Below are 18,201 nucleotides of genomic sequence, written 5' to 3'. Positions count from 1 at the left end.
TTAGAAGCCATTGAGTTTGCGGTCTCGCGCCCACTCCTGCGGAGTAAAGGCCTTGATCGACAGCGCATGGATGCGGTTGTCGGCAATATATTCCATCAGCGGCGCGTAGACGCTCTGCTGCTTTTTCACCCGACTCATGCCATCGAACATCTCACCCACAGCAATAACCTGAAAGTGGCTGCCATCGCCAGAGACGTGGACTTCCTGGAGGGGGAGTGCGTTCATCAGCACGGTCTGAATTTCATGATTTTCCATGGGCTCAAATTTATCTGATAGTGAAAACAGCCCAACATCTTAGAGGAAAGTGGCGCGGTCTTAAACAAGCAAAAAGCCCCGGCGAAAAGATTGCCAGGGCTTTCGGAATAGCTTCAGTGCTAAGGCACTGAAAAGATTATCAGATCAGATCGGCAGGCAGGTTGTAAAGACCGATCAGCGTTTGCAGGTTTTCGCTCTTGCCGACCAGCTGCGCTTCCCGGCCCTGACGGCGAATCAGCGCCATAAAATGCACTAACAGCGCCAGGCCCGCGGTGTCCACGCGCGTGGTCTGACTGAGATCGATGATCGCCGTTCCCGCCGTCGCCTGGGCGCGCGCCTCCCAGAGCGGGACCAGCAGATCCTGATCCAGCTCCCCGTGCAGCGCCAGCGTCTCGCCCTCGCGAGTCCAGCTCAGCTGCCCGCTCATTATTTTTTCTGTTCCAGGGTGATCGGCTGCGCAGAGATCGCTTTCAGCTGCGCGGTCAGGCCATCAACGCCCTTGGTGCGCAGCAGATCGCTCCACTCATTCTGTTTGGTGGTGATCATGCTCACCCCTTCCGCGATCATATCGTAGGCCTGCCAGTTGCCGGTCTGGGTATTTTTACGCCACTGGAAGTCAAGACGTACCGGCGGACGACCGTTCGGGTCGATGATAGTGACGCGGATCGGAACGATGGTTGCGCTGCCCAGCGGCTGCTCCGGAGCAATCTGGTAAGTCTGCCCATGGTACATCGCCAGCGCCTGACCGTAGGCCTGCTTCAGGTATTCACGGAAGGCGGCAAAATAGGCCTCACGCTGCGCAGGGGTCGCTTCTTTGTAATAGCGGCCCAGCACCAGCGCGCCGGCATATTTCACCTGTACATACGGCAATAACTCCTGGTCGACGATGTCGCGCAGATAGTTAGGATTAGCTTTAATCTTCGGCTGTTCATTCTTCAGGCGATCGAAGGTTTTCTGCGCCGCTTCATTCATCAGCTTATACGGATTGGACTGATCTGCAGCCTGGACGGCGGTCAGCGGGGCAATCACCAGCATGGCGACCATGAGTAAGCGTTTAAGCATATCGTATTTCTCCTGAAATTAATGCGTCGTGCCGGCTGCCGGCGTCGCGTCAGTATGACCTTCTGCCTCGGCCTTATCATTGCCAGAATTCTGATTGTCGCCGCCCTTACTGTTATAAAGGAACTGACCAATCAGATCTTCCAGCACCATGGCGGACTTGGTGTCCTGGATAGTGCCGCCGTCTTTAAGGATAGTCGTCCCGAGGTCCGGGTCTTCAAAACCGACGTTCAGCGCCAGGTACTGCTCGCCCAGCAGGCCAGAGGTGCGGATCGCCAACGAACTGGTATCCGGGATATGGTTGTAGCGCTCATCGATATCGAGCTCCACGCGTGGCAGATAGGTTTTCGGATCGAGCGTAATGTCCGCTACCCGCCCCACTACCACGCCGCCGATGCGCACCGGCGAGCGCGCCTTCAGGCCGCCGATGTTATCGAAAGTCGCATAAAGGCGATAAGTCGGCTCGGTGCGTAGCGAGGTGACGTTCGCCGCCTTCAGGCAGACAAACAGCGCCGCCAGCAGCGCCACCAGTAAGAACACCCCTACCCAGATTTCAGTTTTTTTCGTTTGCATGAACTCAATTCCCAAACATCAGCGCAGTCAGCACAAAATCCAGCCCCAGAACCGCCAGCGACGCATGCACCACGGTACGCGTTGTCGCCCGGCTAATCCCGGCGGAAGTGGGGATAGCGTCATAACCATTAAATAACGCAATCCAGGTTACCGTAATAGCGAACACCAGACTCTTAATCAGGCAGTTCACCAGATCCATTCGCCAGTCGACGGCATTTTGCATCGCGGTCCAGAAAAAACCACCGTCAATACCTTTCCAGCTCACACCCACCAGCGCACCGCCCCATATCCCTACCGCGACGAATATAATCGTCAGCAGCGGCAGCGAAATGACACCGGCCCAGAAGCGTGGGGAAATGACGCGACGCAGCGGATCCACCGCCATCATCTCCATACTGGAGAGCTGTTCCGTGGCCCGCATCAGGCCAATCTCGGCGGTCAGCGCCGACCCGGCGCGGCCGGCAAACAGCAGCGCGGCGACCACCGGCCCCAGCTCACGCAGCAGCGACAGCGCCACCAGCATGCCAAGACTGGTCTCTGCGCTGTAGGTGGTTAACACCAGATACCCCTGCAGCCCGAGCACCATACCGATAAACAAGCCCGATACAATGATAATCAGCATCGACAGGACGCCGACGTTATAGAGTTGACGAACCAGCAGCGGCGCGTGCTTGCGAAACTCTGGTTTGCCGACAACGGCGTTGAAAAGCATTAATCCGGCGCGTCCAAACGTCGCGGTGGTTTTAATACCGCGATGACCTAGCGCGGCCAGCGCATTAAACAGCATGAGTCGCTCAACTCCCTATGCCTAATAAATCATGGTGATAGTCGCCAGCAGGATAACGGAACGGCACCGGACCGTCGGCAATACCATCAATGAACTGACGAACCCGAGGATCGGTATTCTCCCGTAGCGACTGGGCGCTACCGTGGGCGACAATCTTTTTATCCGCCACGATATACGCGTAGTCCGCGATGCTAAGCACCTCGGGCACATCGTGCGAAACCACGATGCAAGTGACACCCAGCGTGCTGTTGAGTTCAGAAATCAGCTTCACCAGCACGCCCATAGTGATGGGATCCTGCCCGACGAACGGTTCGTCGAACATAATCAGATCCGGCTCCAGGGCAATGGCTCTCGCCAGGGCGGCGCGGCGCGCCATCCCACCGGAAAGCTCAGAAGGCATTAACTTCGCCGCACCGCGTAGCCCCACCGCTTCCAGCTTCATCATCACCGTCGTATGCAGCAGCGCAGGCGGCAAATGCGTATGTTCGCGCAGCGGATAGGCAACGTTGTCAAAGACATTGAGATCGGTGAACAGCGCGCCGGACTGGAACAGCATGCTCATCCGCTTACGCACCGTATAAAGACGCGAACGCGTCATCTGCGGCACGTTCTCGCCATCAAACAGGATCTCTCCCCTGTCCGGCGGGATCTGGCCGCCGATCAGGCGTAACAGGGTAGTCTTGCCGATCCCCGAAGGTCCCATGATCGCAGTAATTTTACCGCGCGGCACCGACAGCGAGATGTCGTCGAAGATCACACGATCGCCGCGTGAAAAGCGGATACCGCGCACTTCAACTAAATTCGCCTGAGTTTGGCTCATAAAATCATCCTTACTAAACACCTGACGGGCAAGCATGGCCCTTTCTTGCGCCACAATCACAACATTTTTACAGAATCTTACCTGCACAGGTTAGCGAAAGCTGGCATTTGTTTTACTTTTGGCACACATAAAGTCAAAATTAAGAATTCGTTACGCTGCGTAGGGATAACCCAGCGAGGCGACGATTATACCTGAAGAAAGGACTTTAGATGCTCTTAGCGACGGCTCTGTTAATTATTGGTTTATTGCTGGTTGTCTACAGCGCCGATCGTCTGGTCTATGCCGCCTCCATCCTGTGTCGTATGTTGGGGATCCCGCCCCTGATCATCGGCATGACAGTGGTCAGTATCGGCACCAGCCTGCCTGAGATCATGGTCGCCACCACGGCCTCGCTGCACGGGCAGACCGATCTGGCGGTCGGCACCGCGCTCGGATCTAATATCACCAATATCTTATTGATCCTCGGTCTCGCCGCCTTACTCAGGCCATTTACCGTGCATTCTGATATTCTGCGCCGCGAATTACCGCTAATGTTGCTGGTCAGCGTGCTGGCGGGACTGGTGCTCTACGATGGACAACTGACCCGTCTCGACGGGCTATTTTTACTGGCGTTAGCGCTTCTGTGGCTGCTGTTCACCATCAAAATCGCTCGCCTGGCGGAGCGCCAGGGAAGCGATAGCCTGACCCGCGAACAGCTGGCGGAGCTGCCACGCGAAGGGTCGCTGCCGGTCGCCCTGCTCTGGTTAGGGGTAGCGATGATCGTCATGCCGATGGCGACCCGCATGGTGGTGGATAACAGTACAGTGCTGGCAAACTATTTCGCCATCAGCGAACTGACCGTCGGCCTGACGGTGGTGGCGATAGGCACCAGCCTGCCGGAGCTGGCCACCGCCATCGCCGGGGCGCGGAAAGGGGAAGATGATATTGCTATCGGCAATATCATCGGCGCCAATATCCTTAATATCGCACTGGTGCTGGGTTTACCGGCGCTGATCGCGCCGGGGAGCTTTGCGACCGAAGCCTTCACTCGCGATTATGGCGTGATGCTGCTGGTCAGCCTGATCTTCGCAGTGCTGTGCTGGCGCCGTCAGCAGCAGCCGGGACGACTGGTTGGCGCGCTGCTGGTCGGCGGCTTTGTGGTTTGGTTGGCGATGCTGTTTTGGACAGCACCGCTCTTCGTTGAATGATTCGGGATAACATCATGTCGCAAATAGATTTGCCCACGGATTTTGACTTTCAACAGGCAGGCCGTCAGGTGCTGGAAATTGAACGTGAAGGTCTGGCCCAGCTCGATCAATACATAAATGAAGACTTTACCCATGCCTGCGAAACGATTTTCCGCTGCGGCGGGAAAGTCGTGGTGATGGGGATGGGCAAATCCGGCCACATCGGCCGCAAAATGGCGGCAACCTTCGCCAGTACCGGCACCTCGGCATTTTTTGTCCACCCCGGCGAAGCGGCGCACGGTGATTTAGGTATGGTCACCCCGCAGGATGTGGTAATTGCGCTGTCGAACTCCGGCGAATCGAATGAAATCCTCGCGCTGATCCCGGTCCTCAAGCGCCAGCAGGTGAAGCTTATCTGTATCACCAGCCGGCCGGAGAGCAGCATGGCGCGCGCGGCGGATATCCATCTGTGCGTGAAAGTGCCGAAGGAGGCCTGCCCGTTAGGACTGGCGCCCACGTCGAGCACCACCGCCGCGCTGGTGATGGGTGATGCCCTCGCCGTCGCCCTGCTGGAAGCCCGCGGCTTTACCGCTGAGGATTTCGCCCTGTCGCATCCGGGCGGCGCACTCGGCCGTAAGCTGTTGCTGCGGGTCAATGATATTATGCATACCGGTGATGAAATCCCGCACGTCGGCCTGCAGGCGACCCTGCGCGATGCGCTGCTGGAAATCACGCGTAAAAATTTAGGCATGACCGCTATCTGCGATGACGATATGAACATCATCGGTATCTTTACCGACGGTGACCTGCGCCGGGTCTTCGATACCGGCGTTGATATGCGCGATGCCAGCATTGCCGACGTCATGACCCGGGGAGGTATCCGCATCCGCCCCGGCACTCTGGCGGTGGATGCGTTAAACCTGATGCAATCCCGTCATATCACCTGCGTGCTGGTTGCCGATGGCGACCATCTGCTGGGTGTGGTACATATGCACGATCTGCTGCGCGCGGGCGTAGTGTAAGTAAGGAAAAAATAATGAATAATGCTGATGCTCAGTTAGCGACCTGCTACGGGCCGGTAAGCCAGGCGTTTGTCGATCGCGCGGCGAAGATCCGTCTACTGATCCTTGATGTCGACGGTGTATTATCCGACGGGCTTATCTATATGGGTAATCACGGCGAGGAGCTGAAAGCGTTTAACGTCCGCGATGGCTATGGTATCCGCTGCGCGCTGACCTCGGGTATTGAAGTGGCGATTATTACCGGGCGAAAAGCTAAACTGGTAGAAGATCGCTGTCAGACGCTGGGCATCACGCATTTGTACCAGGGGCAGTCGGACAAGCTGCTGGCGTTCCGCGATCTGACGGACAAACTGCACGTGCGGCCGGAAGAAGTCGCCTACATCGGCGACGATCTTATTGACTGGCCGGTGATGGCCGAAGTGGGCCTTAGCGTCGCCGTCGCCGATGCGCATCCGCTGCTGCTACCGCGGGCGAATTATGTCACGCGAATTAACGGCGGACGCGGCGCGGTACGCGAAGTCTGCGATTTGTTACTATTGGCGCAGGGCAAGTTGGATGAGGCCAAAGGGCAATCAATATGAGTAAAACCAGACGTTGGGTTATCATTTTACTGTCGCTGCTCGCGCTGATCCTTATCGGCCTGAATCTGGCGAATACGGACGACACGGCGCAGCCGGAGGTCAATCCTAACGACCCTACGTATAAAAGCGAACATACCGACACCGTGGTATACAGTCCGGAAGGCGCCCTGAGCTATCGACTGATTGCCGAGCACGTGGAATATTTTTCCGATCAGGAGGTCTCCTGGTTTACCAAACCGGTGATGACCACCTTTGATACTAACAAGGTGCCTACCTGGTCGGTCAGAGCAGACAAAGCGAAGCTGACGAATGACCGGATGCTCTATCTTTACGGGCACGTTGAGGTGAATGCGCTCGCGCCAGATTCTCAACTGCGCAAAATTACGACGGATAACGCCCAGATAAATCTGGTAACGCAGGACGTTACCTCCGATGACATGGTGACGTTATACGGCACCACATTTAATTCCAGCGGCCTGAAAATGCGTGGAAACCTTCGCAGCAAAAATGCCGAGCTGATTGAAAAGGTGAGAACCTCTTATGAAATTCAGAACAAACAAACTCAGCCTTAAGATTGCGCTCGCCGGCGCGTTACTGGCCGCCAGCCTGCCGGCCCTCGCCAAGACGGGCGATACCGATCAGCCGATCCATATCGAATCCGATCAGCAGTCGCTGGACATGCAGGGCAATGTCGTCACCTTCACCGGTAACGTGGTCGTGACCCAGGGGACGATCAAGATTAACGCTGATAAAGTGGTGGTCACCCGTCCGGGCAACGAGAAAGGCAAAGAGGTGATCGAAGGTTTCGGTAACCCGGCTACTTTCTATCAGATGCAGGATAACGGCAAGCCGGTAAAAGGCCGGGCGTCGAAAATGCGCTACGAGCTGCAGAACGATTACGTCGTGCTGACGGGCAACGCTTATCTGGAACAGCTCGACAGCAACATCAAGGGCGACAAGATCACCTATCTGGTGAAAGAGCAAAAAATGCAGGCCTTCAGCGACAAAGGTCGACGCGTCACCACCGTTCTGGTGCCGTCCGAGCTGCAGGACAAAAGCGGCAACCAGCAAAAGAAGAGTAACTAATCCGTTATGGCAACCTTAACTGCGAAGAATCTCGCTAAAGCGTATAAAGGCCGCCGCGTGGTGGAAGATGTCAGTCTCACCGTTAACTCGGGCGAGATTGTCGGCTTGCTCGGCCCGAACGGCGCCGGTAAAACGACCACCTTCTACATGGTGGTCGGGATTGTGCCCCGCGACGCAGGCAATATCATCATCGATGACGAAGACATCAGCCTGCTGCCGCTGCACGCGCGCGCGCGACGGGGCATCGGCTATCTGCCGCAGGAAGCGTCGATTTTCCGTCGCCTCAGCGTCTATGACAACCTGATGGCGGTCCTGCAGATCCGTGACGATTTAACCAGCGAGCAACGGGAAGATCGCGCTAAAGAGCTGATGGAAGAGTTTCATATTGAGCACCTGCGCGACAGCCTCGGTCAGGCGCTCTCCGGTGGTGAACGCCGCCGCGTCGAAATCGCCCGCGCGCTGGCGGCGAATCCGAAATTTATTCTTCTGGATGAACCCTTTGCCGGCGTGGATCCGATCTCCGTTATCGATATTAAACGCATCATTGAGCACCTGCGCGACAGCGGTCTCGGCGTTCTGATTACCGACCATAACGTCCGTGAGACCCTCGCGGTCTGCGAACGCGCGTATATTGTCAGTCAGGGACACCTTATCGCTCATGGTACACCGCAGCAGATCCTCGAAGATGAGCAGGTTAAGCGCGTGTATCTTGGGGAAGACTTCAGACTCTGATAGGGTAGAGGTTACAGACGTTTTAGCCGGAGATATTTACCCTGAACATGAAGCAAGGTTTGCAATTAAGGCTTAGCCAACAGCTTGCCATGACGCCGCAGCTGCAGCAGGCGATTCGTTTGCTGCAGTTGTCCACGTTAGAACTCCAGCAAGAGCTCCAGCAAGCGCTGGAAAGTAACCCGTTGCTTGAGCAAACCGATCTTCACGACGAGGTAGAGGCAAAAGAGGTGGAGGACCGCGAGTCCCTCGATACCGTCGATGCGCTTGAGCAAAAAGAGATGCCCGACGAACTGCCTCTCGATGCCAGCTGGGATGAAATCTATACCGCTGGCACGCCGTCGGGTAACGGCGTCGACTATCAGGACGACGAGCTTCCCGTCTATCAAGGCGAGACCACCCAGACGCTGCAGGACTATCTGATGTGGCAGGTTGAGCTGACGCCTTTCACCGACACCGACCGCGCTATTGCCACCTCTATCGTCGACGCCGTCGACGATACGGGCTACCTCACGATTCAGATTGAAGATATTGTCGACAGCATCGGCGATGACGAGATCGGCCTGGAGGAGGTGGAAGCGGTCCTCAAGCGAATCCAGCGTTTTGATCCGGTTGGCGTCGCAGCGAAAGATCTGCGCGACTGCCTGTTGATCCAGCTGTCGCAATTTGCTAAAGAGACGCCGTGGCTGGAAGAGGCCCGGCTGATTATCAGCGACCATCTTGATCTGCTGGCCAACCATGATTTCCGCACTCTAATGCGAGTCACCCGCCTGAAAGAAGAGGTGCTTAAAGAGGCGGTCAACCTAATCCAGTCCCTGGATCCTCGCCCTGGCCAGTCCATTCAGACCAGCGAACCGGAATATGTCATCCCGGATGTGCTGGTGCGCAAGGTGAGCGGCCGCTGGACCGTCGAGCTCAACGCCGACAGCATTCCACGGTTGAAAATAAATCAGCAGTATGCGGCAATGGGCAACAGCGCCCGCAATGACGCCGACGGCCAGTTCATTCGCAGCAATCTGCAGGAAGCCCGCTGGCTGATTAAAAGTCTGGAAAGCCGCAACGATACCCTGCTGCGCGTCAGCCGCTGCATCGTAGAGCAGCAGCAGGCTTTTTTCGAACAGGGTGAAGAGTATATGAAGCCGATGGTGCTGGCTGATATCGCCCAGGCCGTCGAGATGCATGAATCGACGATTTCCCGTGTCACCACGCAAAAATATCTGCACAGTCCGCGCGGTATTTTTGAACTGAAGTATTTCTTCTCCAGCCATGTGAATACCGAAGGCGGAGGCGAAGCCTCGTCGACGGCGATTCGCGCGCTGGTGAAGAAGCTCATCGCCGCGGAAAACCCCGCGAAGCCGTTGAGCGACAGTAAGCTCACCTCCATGCTGTCCGAGCAGGGTATTATGGTGGCGCGCCGCACTGTCGCGAAGTACAGAGAGTCTTTATCCATCCCGCCGTCAAACCAGCGTAAACAACTGGTCTGACATAACCGATAAGGAAGACACTATGCAGCTCAACATTACAGGACACAACGTCGAAATTACGCCTGCGATGCGCGAATTCGTTACGGCGAAGTTCAGCAAGCTGGAGCAATTTTTCGACCGGATCAATCAGGTCTATATTGTGTTAAAAGTAGAGAAAGTGACGCAAATTGCGGACGCGAATCTGCATGTCAACGGTGGCGAAATCCATGCCAGTGCGGAAGGGCAGGATATGTATGCGGCTGTCGATGGTCTTATCGACAAGCTGGCAAGACAGTTAACGAAGCACAAAGATAAACTAAAACAACACTAATTGTCCGGGCCCCCTTGCGCCCGCCGCTGGATATCATCGGCGACGGGCGCGGGGGCGCTCAGGTGAAATTATGATGAACAACGATTCGGCTCTACAACTGAGCAACGTCCTGAACCAGGAATGTACCCGTAGCCAGGTGCACTGCCAGAGCAAGAAGCGTGCTCTGGAAATCATCAGCGAACTGGCCGCCAAACAGTTAAGTTTGCCGCCGCAGGTGGTGTTCGAAGCGATCCTCACCCGCGAAAAAATGGGCAGTACCGGGATCGGCAATGGTATCGCCATTCCCCACGGAAAACTGGAAGAGGATACGCTGCGTGCTGTCGGCGTTTTTGTCCAGCTGGAAACCCCCATCGCCTTCGACGCGATCGACAATCAACCTGTCGACCTGCTGTTCGCGCTGCTGGTGCCGGCCGACCAGACAAAAACTCACCTGCATACGCTCTCCCTGGTGGCCAAACGGCTGGCGGACAAAGCGATTTGTCGTCGCCTGCGCGCGGCGCAGAGCGATGAAGAGTTGTATGAGATCATCACCGAAGCAGGAAGCAGCGATGACGCATAACGGCAGTCGCACCTTATCCTTTATCGTACTGAGGAGAAACGGTACATGGTACTGATGATCGTCAGCGGCCGCTCGGGCTCGGGGAAATCCGTCGCTCTGCGAGCGCTGGAAGATATGGGCTTTTACTGCGTGGATAACCTGCCGGTCGTGCTGCTGCCCGACCTGGCGCGGTCGCTGGCTGACCGTAATATCTCCGCGGCCGTCAGCATCGACGTGCGTAACATGCCGGAATCCCCGGAGATCTTCGAGCAGGCGATGCAGAATCTGCCGGAATGTTTTTCTCCGCAGCTGCTGTTCCTTGATGCCGACCGCAATACCCTGATCCGCCGGTACAGCGACACCCGTCGTCTGCACCCGCTCTCCAGCAAGAATCTGTCGCTGGAAAGCGCCATCGACGAAGAGAGCGATCTGCTGGAGCCCCTGCGCTCCCGCGCCGATCTGATCGTCGATACGTCGGAAATGTCGGTGCATGAGCTGGCGGAAATGCTGCGTACCCGACTGCTGGGTAAACGCGAGCGTGAACTGACGATGGTCTTCGAATCCTTCGGCTTCAAGCACGGTATTCCGATCGATGCCGATTACGTCTTTGACGTGCGCTTTCTGCCCAACCCGCACTGGGATCCGAAACTGCGTCCAATGACCGGTCTGGATAAACCAGTGGCCGCCTTCCTCGATCGGCACACTGAAGTGCACAACTTTATTTATCAGACCCGAAGCTATCTTGAGCTATGGTTACCGATGCTGGAGACCAACAATCGCAGCTATCTGACGGTGGCCATTGGCTGTACCGGCGGTAAACATCGTTCGGTTTATATTGCTGAACAACTGGCTGACTACTTCCGCTCGCGCGGCAAGAACGTGCAGTCTCGTCATCGGACGCTAGAAAAACGTAAATCATGACCGTAAAGCAGACCGTTGAAATCACCAATAAGCTGGGCATGCACGCCCGCCCGGCGATGAAGCTGTTCGAACTGATGCAGAATTTCGATGCCGAAGTACTGCTGCGCAACGATGAAGGCACGGAGGCGGAAGCCAACAGCGTGATTGCCCTGCTGATGCTGGACTCGGCGAAAGGGCGACAGATAGAGGTGGAGGCCAGCGGTCCGCAGGAAGTTGAAGCCCTCGCCGCGGTGATTGCCCTGTTTAACGCTGGCTTTGACGAAGACTAAACGTGACGCTTCCCGGCGACGGACGACTGACGACTGTACCAGCCCCGGCGCCGGAGTAACCTGCTAATAGAGCTTATGCTCGCGCATGAACCCTTCCCCGCCCAGCTGTCGCATCTGGCGTAAGATCCAGGCCTGACGACTGCGCACATAGCCTGACGGCGCATCGGCGCGATAGCGGATCGGGTTCGGCAGCACCGCGGCCAGCAGAGCCGCTTCCCCCGGCGTCAGCTGACTGGCGGGTTTATGAAAATAGCGCTGGGCGGCCGCTTCCACACCAAATATCCCATCGCCGAACTCGGCAATATTCAGGTAGACGGTCAGGATCCGCTTTTTACTCCACACGGTTTCGATCCCGACAGTCAGCCCGGCTTCCAGCCCCTTACGCAGCCAGCTGCGGCCATCCCATAAAAACAGGTTTTTCGCCGTCTGCTGCGACAGCGTTGACGCGCCGCGGATGCGGGTCTCGTGACGTTCATTGTGCGCCAGCGCTTTCTCAATCGCCGACACGTCGAACCCCCAGTGTTCCGGGAACTTCTGATCTTCGGCGGCAATCACCGCCAGCCCCATCCATGGGGAGATTTTATCCATAGCGACCCAGTCGGAATGCGCCAGATAATGGAAATCGCCGGACAGCCAGGCGCTCACCTGCCGCTCAAGCATCACCGCCGAAAACGGCACCGGCAGCACGCTAAACAGCGCGATCCCCCCGCCCCAGAAAACGGCGGCGATCAGCAGCAGACGCAATGCCAGACGTTTTAGCAGCGCAAAGGGCGCAATGCGGAGCCTCATGCGCTCAGCGCCAGCACGCGGGCCACCAGCTTCTCAATTCCGGTGGCGGCTTGCGCAATGTCCTCCGCCAGCATATACGCCGGAGTGGTGACCACTTTGTTGTCTTCATCCACCACGATGTCGTCGACCGGGCAAGGCACGTGCTCTGCCCCCATCTCTTCCACCACATCGGCGGTATCAAGATCGGTCCCAATGGTTATCCGCAGCGGAAACGCAAAGATTTTCGGCAGCATCGCCGGGGCAATGCACATAAAGCCCAGCGGCTTGCCGGTCTGATGCATCGCCAGCGCCAGGGCCCGCAGATCGGGATCCACCTGGCATTCGCTGCCCTCGGCGGCGAAGCTGCTTAGATTTTTCGCCGCGCCGAAGCCGCCAGGGACGATCAGCGCGTCCAGCGTCTCCGCACGCGCCTGCGCCAGCGGCAGGATGTCGCCGCGGGCGATACGCGCTGCTTCCACCAGCACATTGCGCTGCTCTGGCATCGCCTCCCCGGTTAGATGGTTGATGACATCGCGCTGCGGTTTATCGGGCGCAAAGCACACTGCCTGCGCGCCGTTGCGCGCGATCGCCAGCAGGGTAATCACCGCCTCATGGATTTCACTGCCGTCGTACACGCCGCAGCCGCCCAGTACCACACCAATTTTTTTCATCGCTTTCGCTCCTCCATGCAACTCGCTGAAACCAGTCAAAAATGTCGATTAACTCGCTATGCTTCACATATTTTACTGATTCATGTAACAAATTAGTTAAGCTTTGCTATCTTAATGAGCGAGCAATCCACTTCTTCGGTTGCGCCACGTAACAACATCACTCAAACAACACTGGCTCAACCACCAGTTCCCTGGTGTTGGCGCAGTATTCGCGCGCCCCGGTCTGTCCGGGGTCATTTTTTGCTGGCTTTCGCCACCCACGCCTTCAGTACCGCTACATCGTTTTGCCACTCGGATTTCATCTCTTCAACCCATTCAGCGACATTATCAGACCAGGCAGGCAGATCCGGAGTCTGGATCTGCTGGCCCAGCTGCTGGATGTGGCGCAGTCCGATAGAACCGGCCGCCCCTTTGATCTTATGCCCCTCTTCGACAATCCCTTTTTGGTCGCGGGCGGTCAGATTAGACTCCAGAACGGACATGTAGCCCGGCATCATCTTCTCAAACACCGCGAGACCATCGTTGATAAGCTTCGGTCCCACCAGCTCGATATATTGCTCCAGCATATCGGTATCCAGCACCGCGTCGGCTTTATGCAGATCAGCCGCCGGCGCTTCCTGCGCTTCCTCATCCGGTGCATCCCAGAATTTCTTGATCATGGCCGTTAGCGCTGGCACCGAAAGCGGCTTACTCAATACATCGTCCATCCCGGCGTCGAGATACTCTTTTTTATTCTTCAGCACGTTGGCGGTGAGGGCGACCAGCGGCGGTAGCTCGTCAGCGGCAAAGCGCTGTTTCAGTTCACGGGAAATATCCAGTCCGGTCATGTCCGGTAACTGAATATCCAACAGCACAAGGTCATATTCGCCTGGCTCAAACATCTCCAGCGCGGCTTTCCCGGTCATCGCCACATCAACGCTGTTACCCAGTTTTTCCAGCACTGAACGGGCCACAATAACGTTGAGCTCAATGTCCTCAACCAGCAGCACGTTGAGCGCCGGTAATGGCATGTCGTCTTCCGCCAGCGTATCTTCCACTTCTTCCGCAATGGCAGGCGCATGGACAGTAAGCGTAAAGGTCGCCCCTTTACCCGGCTGGCTGGTAACGCTGATATCACCGCCCATATTACGCGCCAGGCGACGCGAGACGGCGAGACCAATCCCGGTTCCGGTGGCCGGTTTGCCGCCGTGGCTGTCTTTGACCTGGTAATACATGGCGAAAATTTTGTCCTGTTCCGCTTCAGGAATACCAATTCCGGAGTCTTCCACTTCGAAGTGCAGGATATCGCCTTCGTCATAGCGCACGCGGACATTCACCCCTCCGCCCTGCGGGGTAAACTTCACGGCGTTACTGATAAGATTCCACAGGATCTGCCGCAGGCGGGTCCCATCCGTGATTACCTTATGCGGCAGCGGCAGGCTCGGCTCCAGCACAAAGCGCAGCCCCTTCTGCTGTGCCTGCAGGCCGGATAGGTTTTCAAGGTCGGCAAGGAAGCTGGTGAAGTCCACCGGCTGGTTATCGAGCTGCACCTTGCGGCGCTCCATTTTGTCCATGTCGATAATATCATTGAAGATATTCCCCAGCGTCACCGCCGATACATGGATAGTTTTCAGGTATTTTTCCTGTTCGCTGGTCAGTTCGGTATCCAGCAAAATTCGGCTCAGCCCGACGATCCCGTTTAGCGGGGTACGCAGCTCATGACTGATGGTGGAAATAAAGGTGGTTTTATCCCGGCTGGCGCGCTCAAGAGCGTCCTGATAGCGTTTACGTTCGGTGATATCGCGGCCGAAGCCCATCAGGCCGCGACGCTTACCGACGCGATCGTAGTAGGGGACCTTGCGGATTTCAAAGCACGCTTTGCGGCCATCGGGATAGTCCAGCCACTGCTCATAGGTCAGCGATACATTATGGCGGAACACCTTCTCGTCGGTCTCCAGTACCTTTTCCGCCGCCTCTTCGCTATAGACGTCCTGCGGTTTGAGGTGGATCAGCTGTTTCTCGCTTTTGCCGGTCAGCAGCTCCATCGCCCGGTTACAGCCTGAAAACTCCTTATCCTCATTGCGATAGAAGACCAGGTCCGGGGAAGCATCAAGGAAAGAGCGCAGAAAGGAGGATTGCTGTTCGAGCTGGATCTGTGTCTCTTCACGCTCTTTCATCTCAATCTTCAACTGCTCGAGGGTGGTCTCGCGCTCGGCTTCCGCTTTTTCACGTTCGCCAATCTCCTGATTCAACTGCGCGATGTTATCTTTCAGTTGGACGTTCAGCTTTAGATCGCGCTCACGCATCTCCTCCAGCTTGTCCACCAGCCGCGAAAGACGCTGACGGGACTCTTCGAGCTGCTCCACCACCACCGAGAGAAAGTAGACCGCCCAAGGCGTGATCAGCAGGCCAAAGAAGATAGAGCGGATAACGTCGATACTTTCAACCTGGCCATGCAGCACCATGGTAACCGCCATCTGTACCACGATGGCTAGCACCACCAGCGCAAGAGCCAACAGCATCGAAAAGCGGACCAGACCCAGCTTCATCATCAGGTCGACATAATACTGCGCCAGCATACGAATTTGCTTCATAGGGGATTCCTTCACGACAACTCCGCACAATAATACTCAATTCTGAGCAATGCGCTGTAAGTTGTGCAAAAAATGCGGGCAGGAGTCGATACGGCGGCCGGCCGCAGAGGCGAACCAGCCGCAAAAGAGGGGGATCAGAAGAGGGATTAACGCTTGCTTAACGCCTCCCAGAGTCCTTTCAGGTAGGTCACGCCGAGGGCGCGGTCGAACAGGCCATAGCCCGGCCGTCCGGTCTCTCCCCAGATAAAGCGACCATGATCCGGGCGAATATAGCCGTCGAATCCGTTGTCATACAGCGCTTGCATCACTTTGTACATATCCAGGGAGCCGTACTCTGACGGATGGGCGCACTCGTAAAAGTCTTTATCCTGCATCAGCTTTATATTGCGGACGTGGGCAAAATGAATTCGCTTACGCCGCGTAAATTCGGCCAGGATGGCGTACACGTCATTATCAGGATCTTCGGCAATCGAGCCGGTGCAGAGCGTAATGCCGTTGGCGGGTGAATCGACGGCCCGGCAGATCCAGTCCAGATCGTCGCGGTTTTTGACCACCCGCGGCAGGCCAAAAATGGAGTACGGCGGGTCGTCCGGGTGGATCGCCATTTTCACCCCAACCTCTTCGCAAACCGGGATCACCGCCTGCAGAAAATAAACCAGGTTCTCCCGCAGCTTCTGATCATCCACCGCGCTATATTTGGCAAACAGGGTCTGCACCTCCGCCAGCCGTTCCGGCTCCCAGCCCGGCAAGGCGAAGCCGTTTGAATTCTCAAGCACCTCCTTCACCACGTCTTCCAGCCGCTTATCGATATCTTTCTTCTCAAACGCCATCGTCAGCGAGCCATCCGGCAGGACGTAGTTCATATCCGTCTTCATCCAGTCGAAAACCGGCATGAAGTTATAGCAGATGACTTTAACGCCAAAGCGGGCAAGGTTGCGGATGGTCTGCTGGTAGTTGGCAATATAGCGGTCACGGGTAGGTAGGCCGATTTTGATGTCGTCATGGATGTTGACGCTCTCGATCACCTCCATTTTCAGGCCTGCGGCATGGGCCTGACCGACCAGACGCTCAATTTTATCCACCGGCCATACTTCGCCCACCGCGACGTCGTAGAGCGCGCCGACCACCCCCTCAACGCCAGGCACCTGGCGAATATGTTCTAATGAAATCTTGTCTTCCTCTGGTCCAAACCAGCGCATTGTCATCTGCATTGTCTTCACCTGCTCAACTTAGTTTAATTTACCCTACTACCATACCAGTAATCATAGATGATTGAGCGTTGGCTGTCGTGATAGCGATCACATTCCTGCCGACCGGCTCGCCAGCGGTGAATGCGTCGGCGCATTCATAATTTTTTTCAATTTATTTCAATAGATTAATCATGCCATGGCTTTTTCTGCCGAGCTTTCTCAAATGTGATCAAGGCCTGATTATGATCTTTTGCATACTTGTATGGTAATAAAAGTAGCGTAATTTGTTCAGAAAAAAGACAATGGAAGGAATCAAAATGAGAAGCGTCGTCGTCAAAGAGCCAGGCCAACTGAACATTGAATCACGTCCGGTTCCAGTTCCGGGCGCCCATGAAGTACGGGTGAAAATTGCTTTTGCCGGGATCTGTGGTTCCGATGTACACATCTATCACGGCCACAACCCTTTCGCGAAATATCCCCGCGTCATCGGCCATGAATTCTATGGCATCATCGACGCCGTCGGCGAGCAGGTATCTCCGGCACGCATCGGCGAGCGTGTCGCGGTGGACCCCGTTGTCAGCTGCGGCCATTGTTATCCTTGCTCGGTAGGAAGGCCGAATGTCTGTACGCAGCTCCAGGTCATAGGAGTTCACCGCGACGGGGGATTTAGCGACTATGCCTGCGTGCCGGCGAAAAATGCCTGGCGCATCCCCGAGGCTATCAGCGACCGTCAGGCAACGATGGTTGAGCCTTTTACCATCGCGGCAAATATTACCGCCCAGCTGCAGCCCACGGCGCAAGATATTGCCCTGGTTTACGGCGCTGGCCCGATGGGGCTGACAATCATTCAGGCGCTAAAGGGGGTATATGGCGTTAAGCAGGTGATCGTCGTGGATCGCATTGCCGAACGTCTGCAGATGGCCCGGGAAAACGGCGCCGATCTGACGCTCGATAACACTGACCAGCCGCTCGCGGAACAGCTGGCGCAGCGGCAGCTTGCCCCCACGCTGGTCATTGATGCCGCCTGCCACCCGGCGATCCTGCAGGAAGCCATTCTCCTCGCCTCCCCCGCCGCCCGCATCGGTATACTCGGTTTCTCCGGCGAGGCCTCGACCCTCACTCAGCAAAGCATCACCAGTAAAGAAATTTCTATTTTCTCCTCCCGGCTGAACAGCGGGCGTTTTCCGCTGGTCATCGACTGGATGGAGAAAGGCCTTATTCGTCCGGAGGCGTTAATCACCCATTGTATGCCGCTGGAGCAGGTGAAAGAGGCCATGGAGATTTTTGCTAACGACCGTAAGACCTGCTGCAAAGTGCTGCTGCAGCTGGGTTAAACCGGCATCGTATAGAATAACGGCCGACGGATATCTGCATATCCGCCGCGCCTGATATAAATAAT

General features: G+C 56.3%; 22 protein-coding genes. 12 read left to right on the top strand and 10 right to left on the bottom strand.

The features are described from left to right. From ibaG to mlaF, 6 genes are all read right to left on the bottom strand, one after another. The gene (ibaG, locus tag ACR809_RS02605) at window positions 1-255 is read right to left on the bottom strand and encodes a BolA family iron metabolism protein IbaG (RefSeq protein WP_004144910.1); all 255 of its coding nucleotides are present in this window, start codon (window positions 253-255) and stop codon (window positions 1-3) included. Between the two features lie 139 nt (window positions 256-394). After that, on the bottom strand, window positions 395-682 hold the full coding sequence (gene mlaB, locus ACR809_RS02600; RefSeq protein WP_004185850.1) for a lipid asymmetry maintenance protein MlaB: 288 nt from the start codon (window positions 680-682) through the stop codon (window positions 395-397). Continuing rightward, window positions 682-1,317, bottom strand: a complete 636-nt coding sequence (gene mlaC / locus ACR809_RS02595) for a phospholipid-binding protein MlaC (protein ID WP_004185852.1) — start codon at window positions 1,315-1,317, stop codon at window positions 682-684. Before mlaC ends, mlaB begins: the two co-directional genes overlap by 1 nt. Before the next feature lie 18 nt (window positions 1,318-1,335). Then, on the bottom strand, window positions 1,336-1,887 hold the full coding sequence (mlaD, locus tag ACR809_RS02590) for an outer membrane lipid asymmetry maintenance protein MlaD (protein ID WP_002918387.1): 552 nt from the start codon (window positions 1,885-1,887) through the stop codon (window positions 1,336-1,338). A 4-nt stretch (window positions 1,888-1,891) separates the two neighbouring features. Further along, window positions 1,892-2,674: a lipid asymmetry maintenance ABC transporter permease subunit MlaE gene (gene mlaE, locus ACR809_RS02585; protein ID WP_004150949.1), complete on the bottom strand. Its 783-nt coding sequence runs from the start codon at window positions 2,672-2,674 to the stop codon at window positions 1,892-1,894. A 7-nt stretch (window positions 2,675-2,681) separates the two neighbouring features. Then, window positions 2,682-3,494, bottom strand: a complete 813-nt coding sequence (gene mlaF, locus ACR809_RS02580; RefSeq protein ID WP_004150950.1) for a phospholipid ABC transporter ATP-binding protein MlaF — start codon at window positions 3,492-3,494, stop codon at window positions 2,682-2,684. 209 nt (window positions 3,495-3,703) lie between these two features. Here mlaF and ACR809_RS02575 point away from each other — a divergent pair, with 209 nt between their 5' ends. The 11 genes from ACR809_RS02575 to npr all read left to right on the top strand — a co-directional run bounded on the left by ACR809_RS02575 (window position 3,704) and on the right by npr (window position 11,600). After that, window positions 3,704-4,681: a calcium/sodium antiporter gene (locus ACR809_RS02575; protein WP_004149949.1), complete on the top strand. Its 978-nt coding sequence runs from the start codon at window positions 3,704-3,706 to the stop codon at window positions 4,679-4,681. Further along, complete coding sequence (kdsD, locus tag ACR809_RS02570; RefSeq protein ID WP_004144922.1) at window positions 4,678-5,682, top strand: arabinose-5-phosphate isomerase KdsD; 1,005 nt, start codon at window positions 4,678-4,680, stop codon at window positions 5,680-5,682. Before ACR809_RS02575 ends, kdsD begins: the two co-directional genes overlap by 4 nt. A gap of 14 nt (window positions 5,683-5,696) precedes the next feature. Further along, on the top strand, window positions 5,697-6,263 hold the full coding sequence (kdsC, locus tag ACR809_RS02565; protein ID WP_002918405.1) for a 3-deoxy-manno-octulosonate-8-phosphatase KdsC: 567 nt from the start codon (window positions 5,697-5,699) through the stop codon (window positions 6,261-6,263). After that, a complete protein-coding gene (lptC, locus tag ACR809_RS02560; RefSeq protein ID WP_002918413.1) occupies window positions 6,260-6,835 on the top strand; it encodes an LPS export ABC transporter periplasmic protein LptC in 576 nt (191 codons plus the stop codon). Before kdsC ends, lptC begins: the two co-directional genes overlap by 4 nt. Further along, complete coding sequence (gene lptA, locus ACR809_RS02555) at window positions 6,804-7,349, top strand: lipopolysaccharide ABC transporter substrate-binding protein LptA (protein ID WP_002918415.1); 546 nt, start codon at window positions 6,804-6,806, stop codon at window positions 7,347-7,349. Before lptC ends, lptA begins: the two co-directional genes overlap by 32 nt. 6 nt (window positions 7,350-7,355) lie before the next feature. Next, complete coding sequence (gene lptB / locus ACR809_RS02550; protein ID WP_002918417.1) at window positions 7,356-8,081, top strand: LPS export ABC transporter ATP-binding protein; 726 nt, start codon at window positions 7,356-7,358, stop codon at window positions 8,079-8,081. 47 nt (window positions 8,082-8,128) lie between these two features. Then, window positions 8,129-9,562 (top strand): RNA polymerase factor sigma-54, encoded by a 1,434-nt coding sequence (gene rpoN / locus ACR809_RS02545; protein ID WP_002918420.1) that lies wholly within the window; start codon window positions 8,129-8,131, stop codon window positions 9,560-9,562. A 22-nt stretch (window positions 9,563-9,584) separates the two neighbouring features. Continuing rightward, a complete protein-coding gene (gene hpf, locus ACR809_RS02540; protein ID WP_002918423.1) occupies window positions 9,585-9,872 on the top strand; it encodes a ribosome hibernation promoting factor in 288 nt (95 codons plus the stop codon). A 70-nt stretch (window positions 9,873-9,942) separates the two neighbouring features. Beyond that, on the top strand, window positions 9,943-10,431 hold the full coding sequence (gene ptsN / locus ACR809_RS02535) for a PTS IIA-like nitrogen regulatory protein PtsN (RefSeq protein ID WP_004144926.1): 489 nt from the start codon (window positions 9,943-9,945) through the stop codon (window positions 10,429-10,431). Window positions 10,432-10,476: 45 nt separating this feature from the next. After that, window positions 10,477-11,331 (top strand): RNase adapter RapZ, encoded by an 855-nt coding sequence (gene rapZ, locus ACR809_RS02530; RefSeq protein ID WP_002918428.1) that lies wholly within the window; start codon window positions 10,477-10,479, stop codon window positions 11,329-11,331. Continuing rightward, the gene (npr, locus tag ACR809_RS02525) at window positions 11,328-11,600 is read left to right on the top strand and encodes a PTS phosphocarrier protein NPr (protein WP_002918431.1); all 273 of its coding nucleotides are present in this window, start codon (window positions 11,328-11,330) and stop codon (window positions 11,598-11,600) included. The genes rapZ and npr overlap by 4 nt, the downstream gene beginning before the upstream one ends. A 63-nt stretch (window positions 11,601-11,663) precedes the next feature. On the opposite strand, the gene mtgA is transcribed toward npr, so the two are convergent. From mtgA to uxuA, 4 genes are all read right to left on the bottom strand, one after another. Beyond that, window positions 11,664-12,389: a monofunctional biosynthetic peptidoglycan transglycosylase gene (gene mtgA, locus ACR809_RS02520; RefSeq protein WP_004144927.1), complete on the bottom strand. Its 726-nt coding sequence runs from the start codon at window positions 12,387-12,389 to the stop codon at window positions 11,664-11,666. Continuing rightward, on the bottom strand, window positions 12,386-13,039 hold the full coding sequence (gene elbB, locus ACR809_RS02515; RefSeq protein WP_004181418.1) for an isoprenoid biosynthesis glyoxalase ElbB: 654 nt from the start codon (window positions 13,037-13,039) through the stop codon (window positions 12,386-12,388). Before elbB ends, mtgA begins: the two co-directional genes overlap by 4 nt. Before the next feature lie 233 nt (window positions 13,040-13,272). Next, window positions 13,273-15,612 carry an aerobic respiration two-component sensor histidine kinase ArcB gene (gene arcB, locus ACR809_RS02510; RefSeq protein ID WP_002918444.1) on the bottom strand — a complete coding sequence of 780 codons (2,340 nt, stop codon included), beginning with the start codon at window positions 15,610-15,612 and terminating at the stop codon, window positions 13,273-13,275. Window positions 15,613-15,758: 146 nt separating this feature from the next. Then, a complete protein-coding gene (gene uxuA / locus ACR809_RS02505; protein WP_004174133.1) occupies window positions 15,759-16,823 on the bottom strand; it encodes a mannonate dehydratase in 1,065 nt (354 codons plus the stop codon). Between the two features lie 296 nt (window positions 16,824-17,119). Between uxuA and ACR809_RS02500 the strand changes: the two genes are divergently transcribed. Continuing rightward, window positions 17,120-18,136 (top strand): Zn-dependent oxidoreductase, encoded by a 1,017-nt coding sequence (locus ACR809_RS02500; protein WP_002918451.1) that lies wholly within the window; start codon window positions 17,120-17,122, stop codon window positions 18,134-18,136. Window positions 18,137-18,201: the final 65 nt, after the last annotated feature.

Origin of the sequence: Klebsiella sp. CD33 (genome assembly GCF_051992865.1) — a bacterium.
Taxonomy (GTDB): Bacteria; Pseudomonadota; Gammaproteobacteria; order Enterobacterales; family Enterobacteriaceae; genus Klebsiella; species Klebsiella pneumoniae.
Note: the sequence above shows the minus strand (reverse complement) of the source record. Positions and strands in the feature narration are given on the sequence as shown.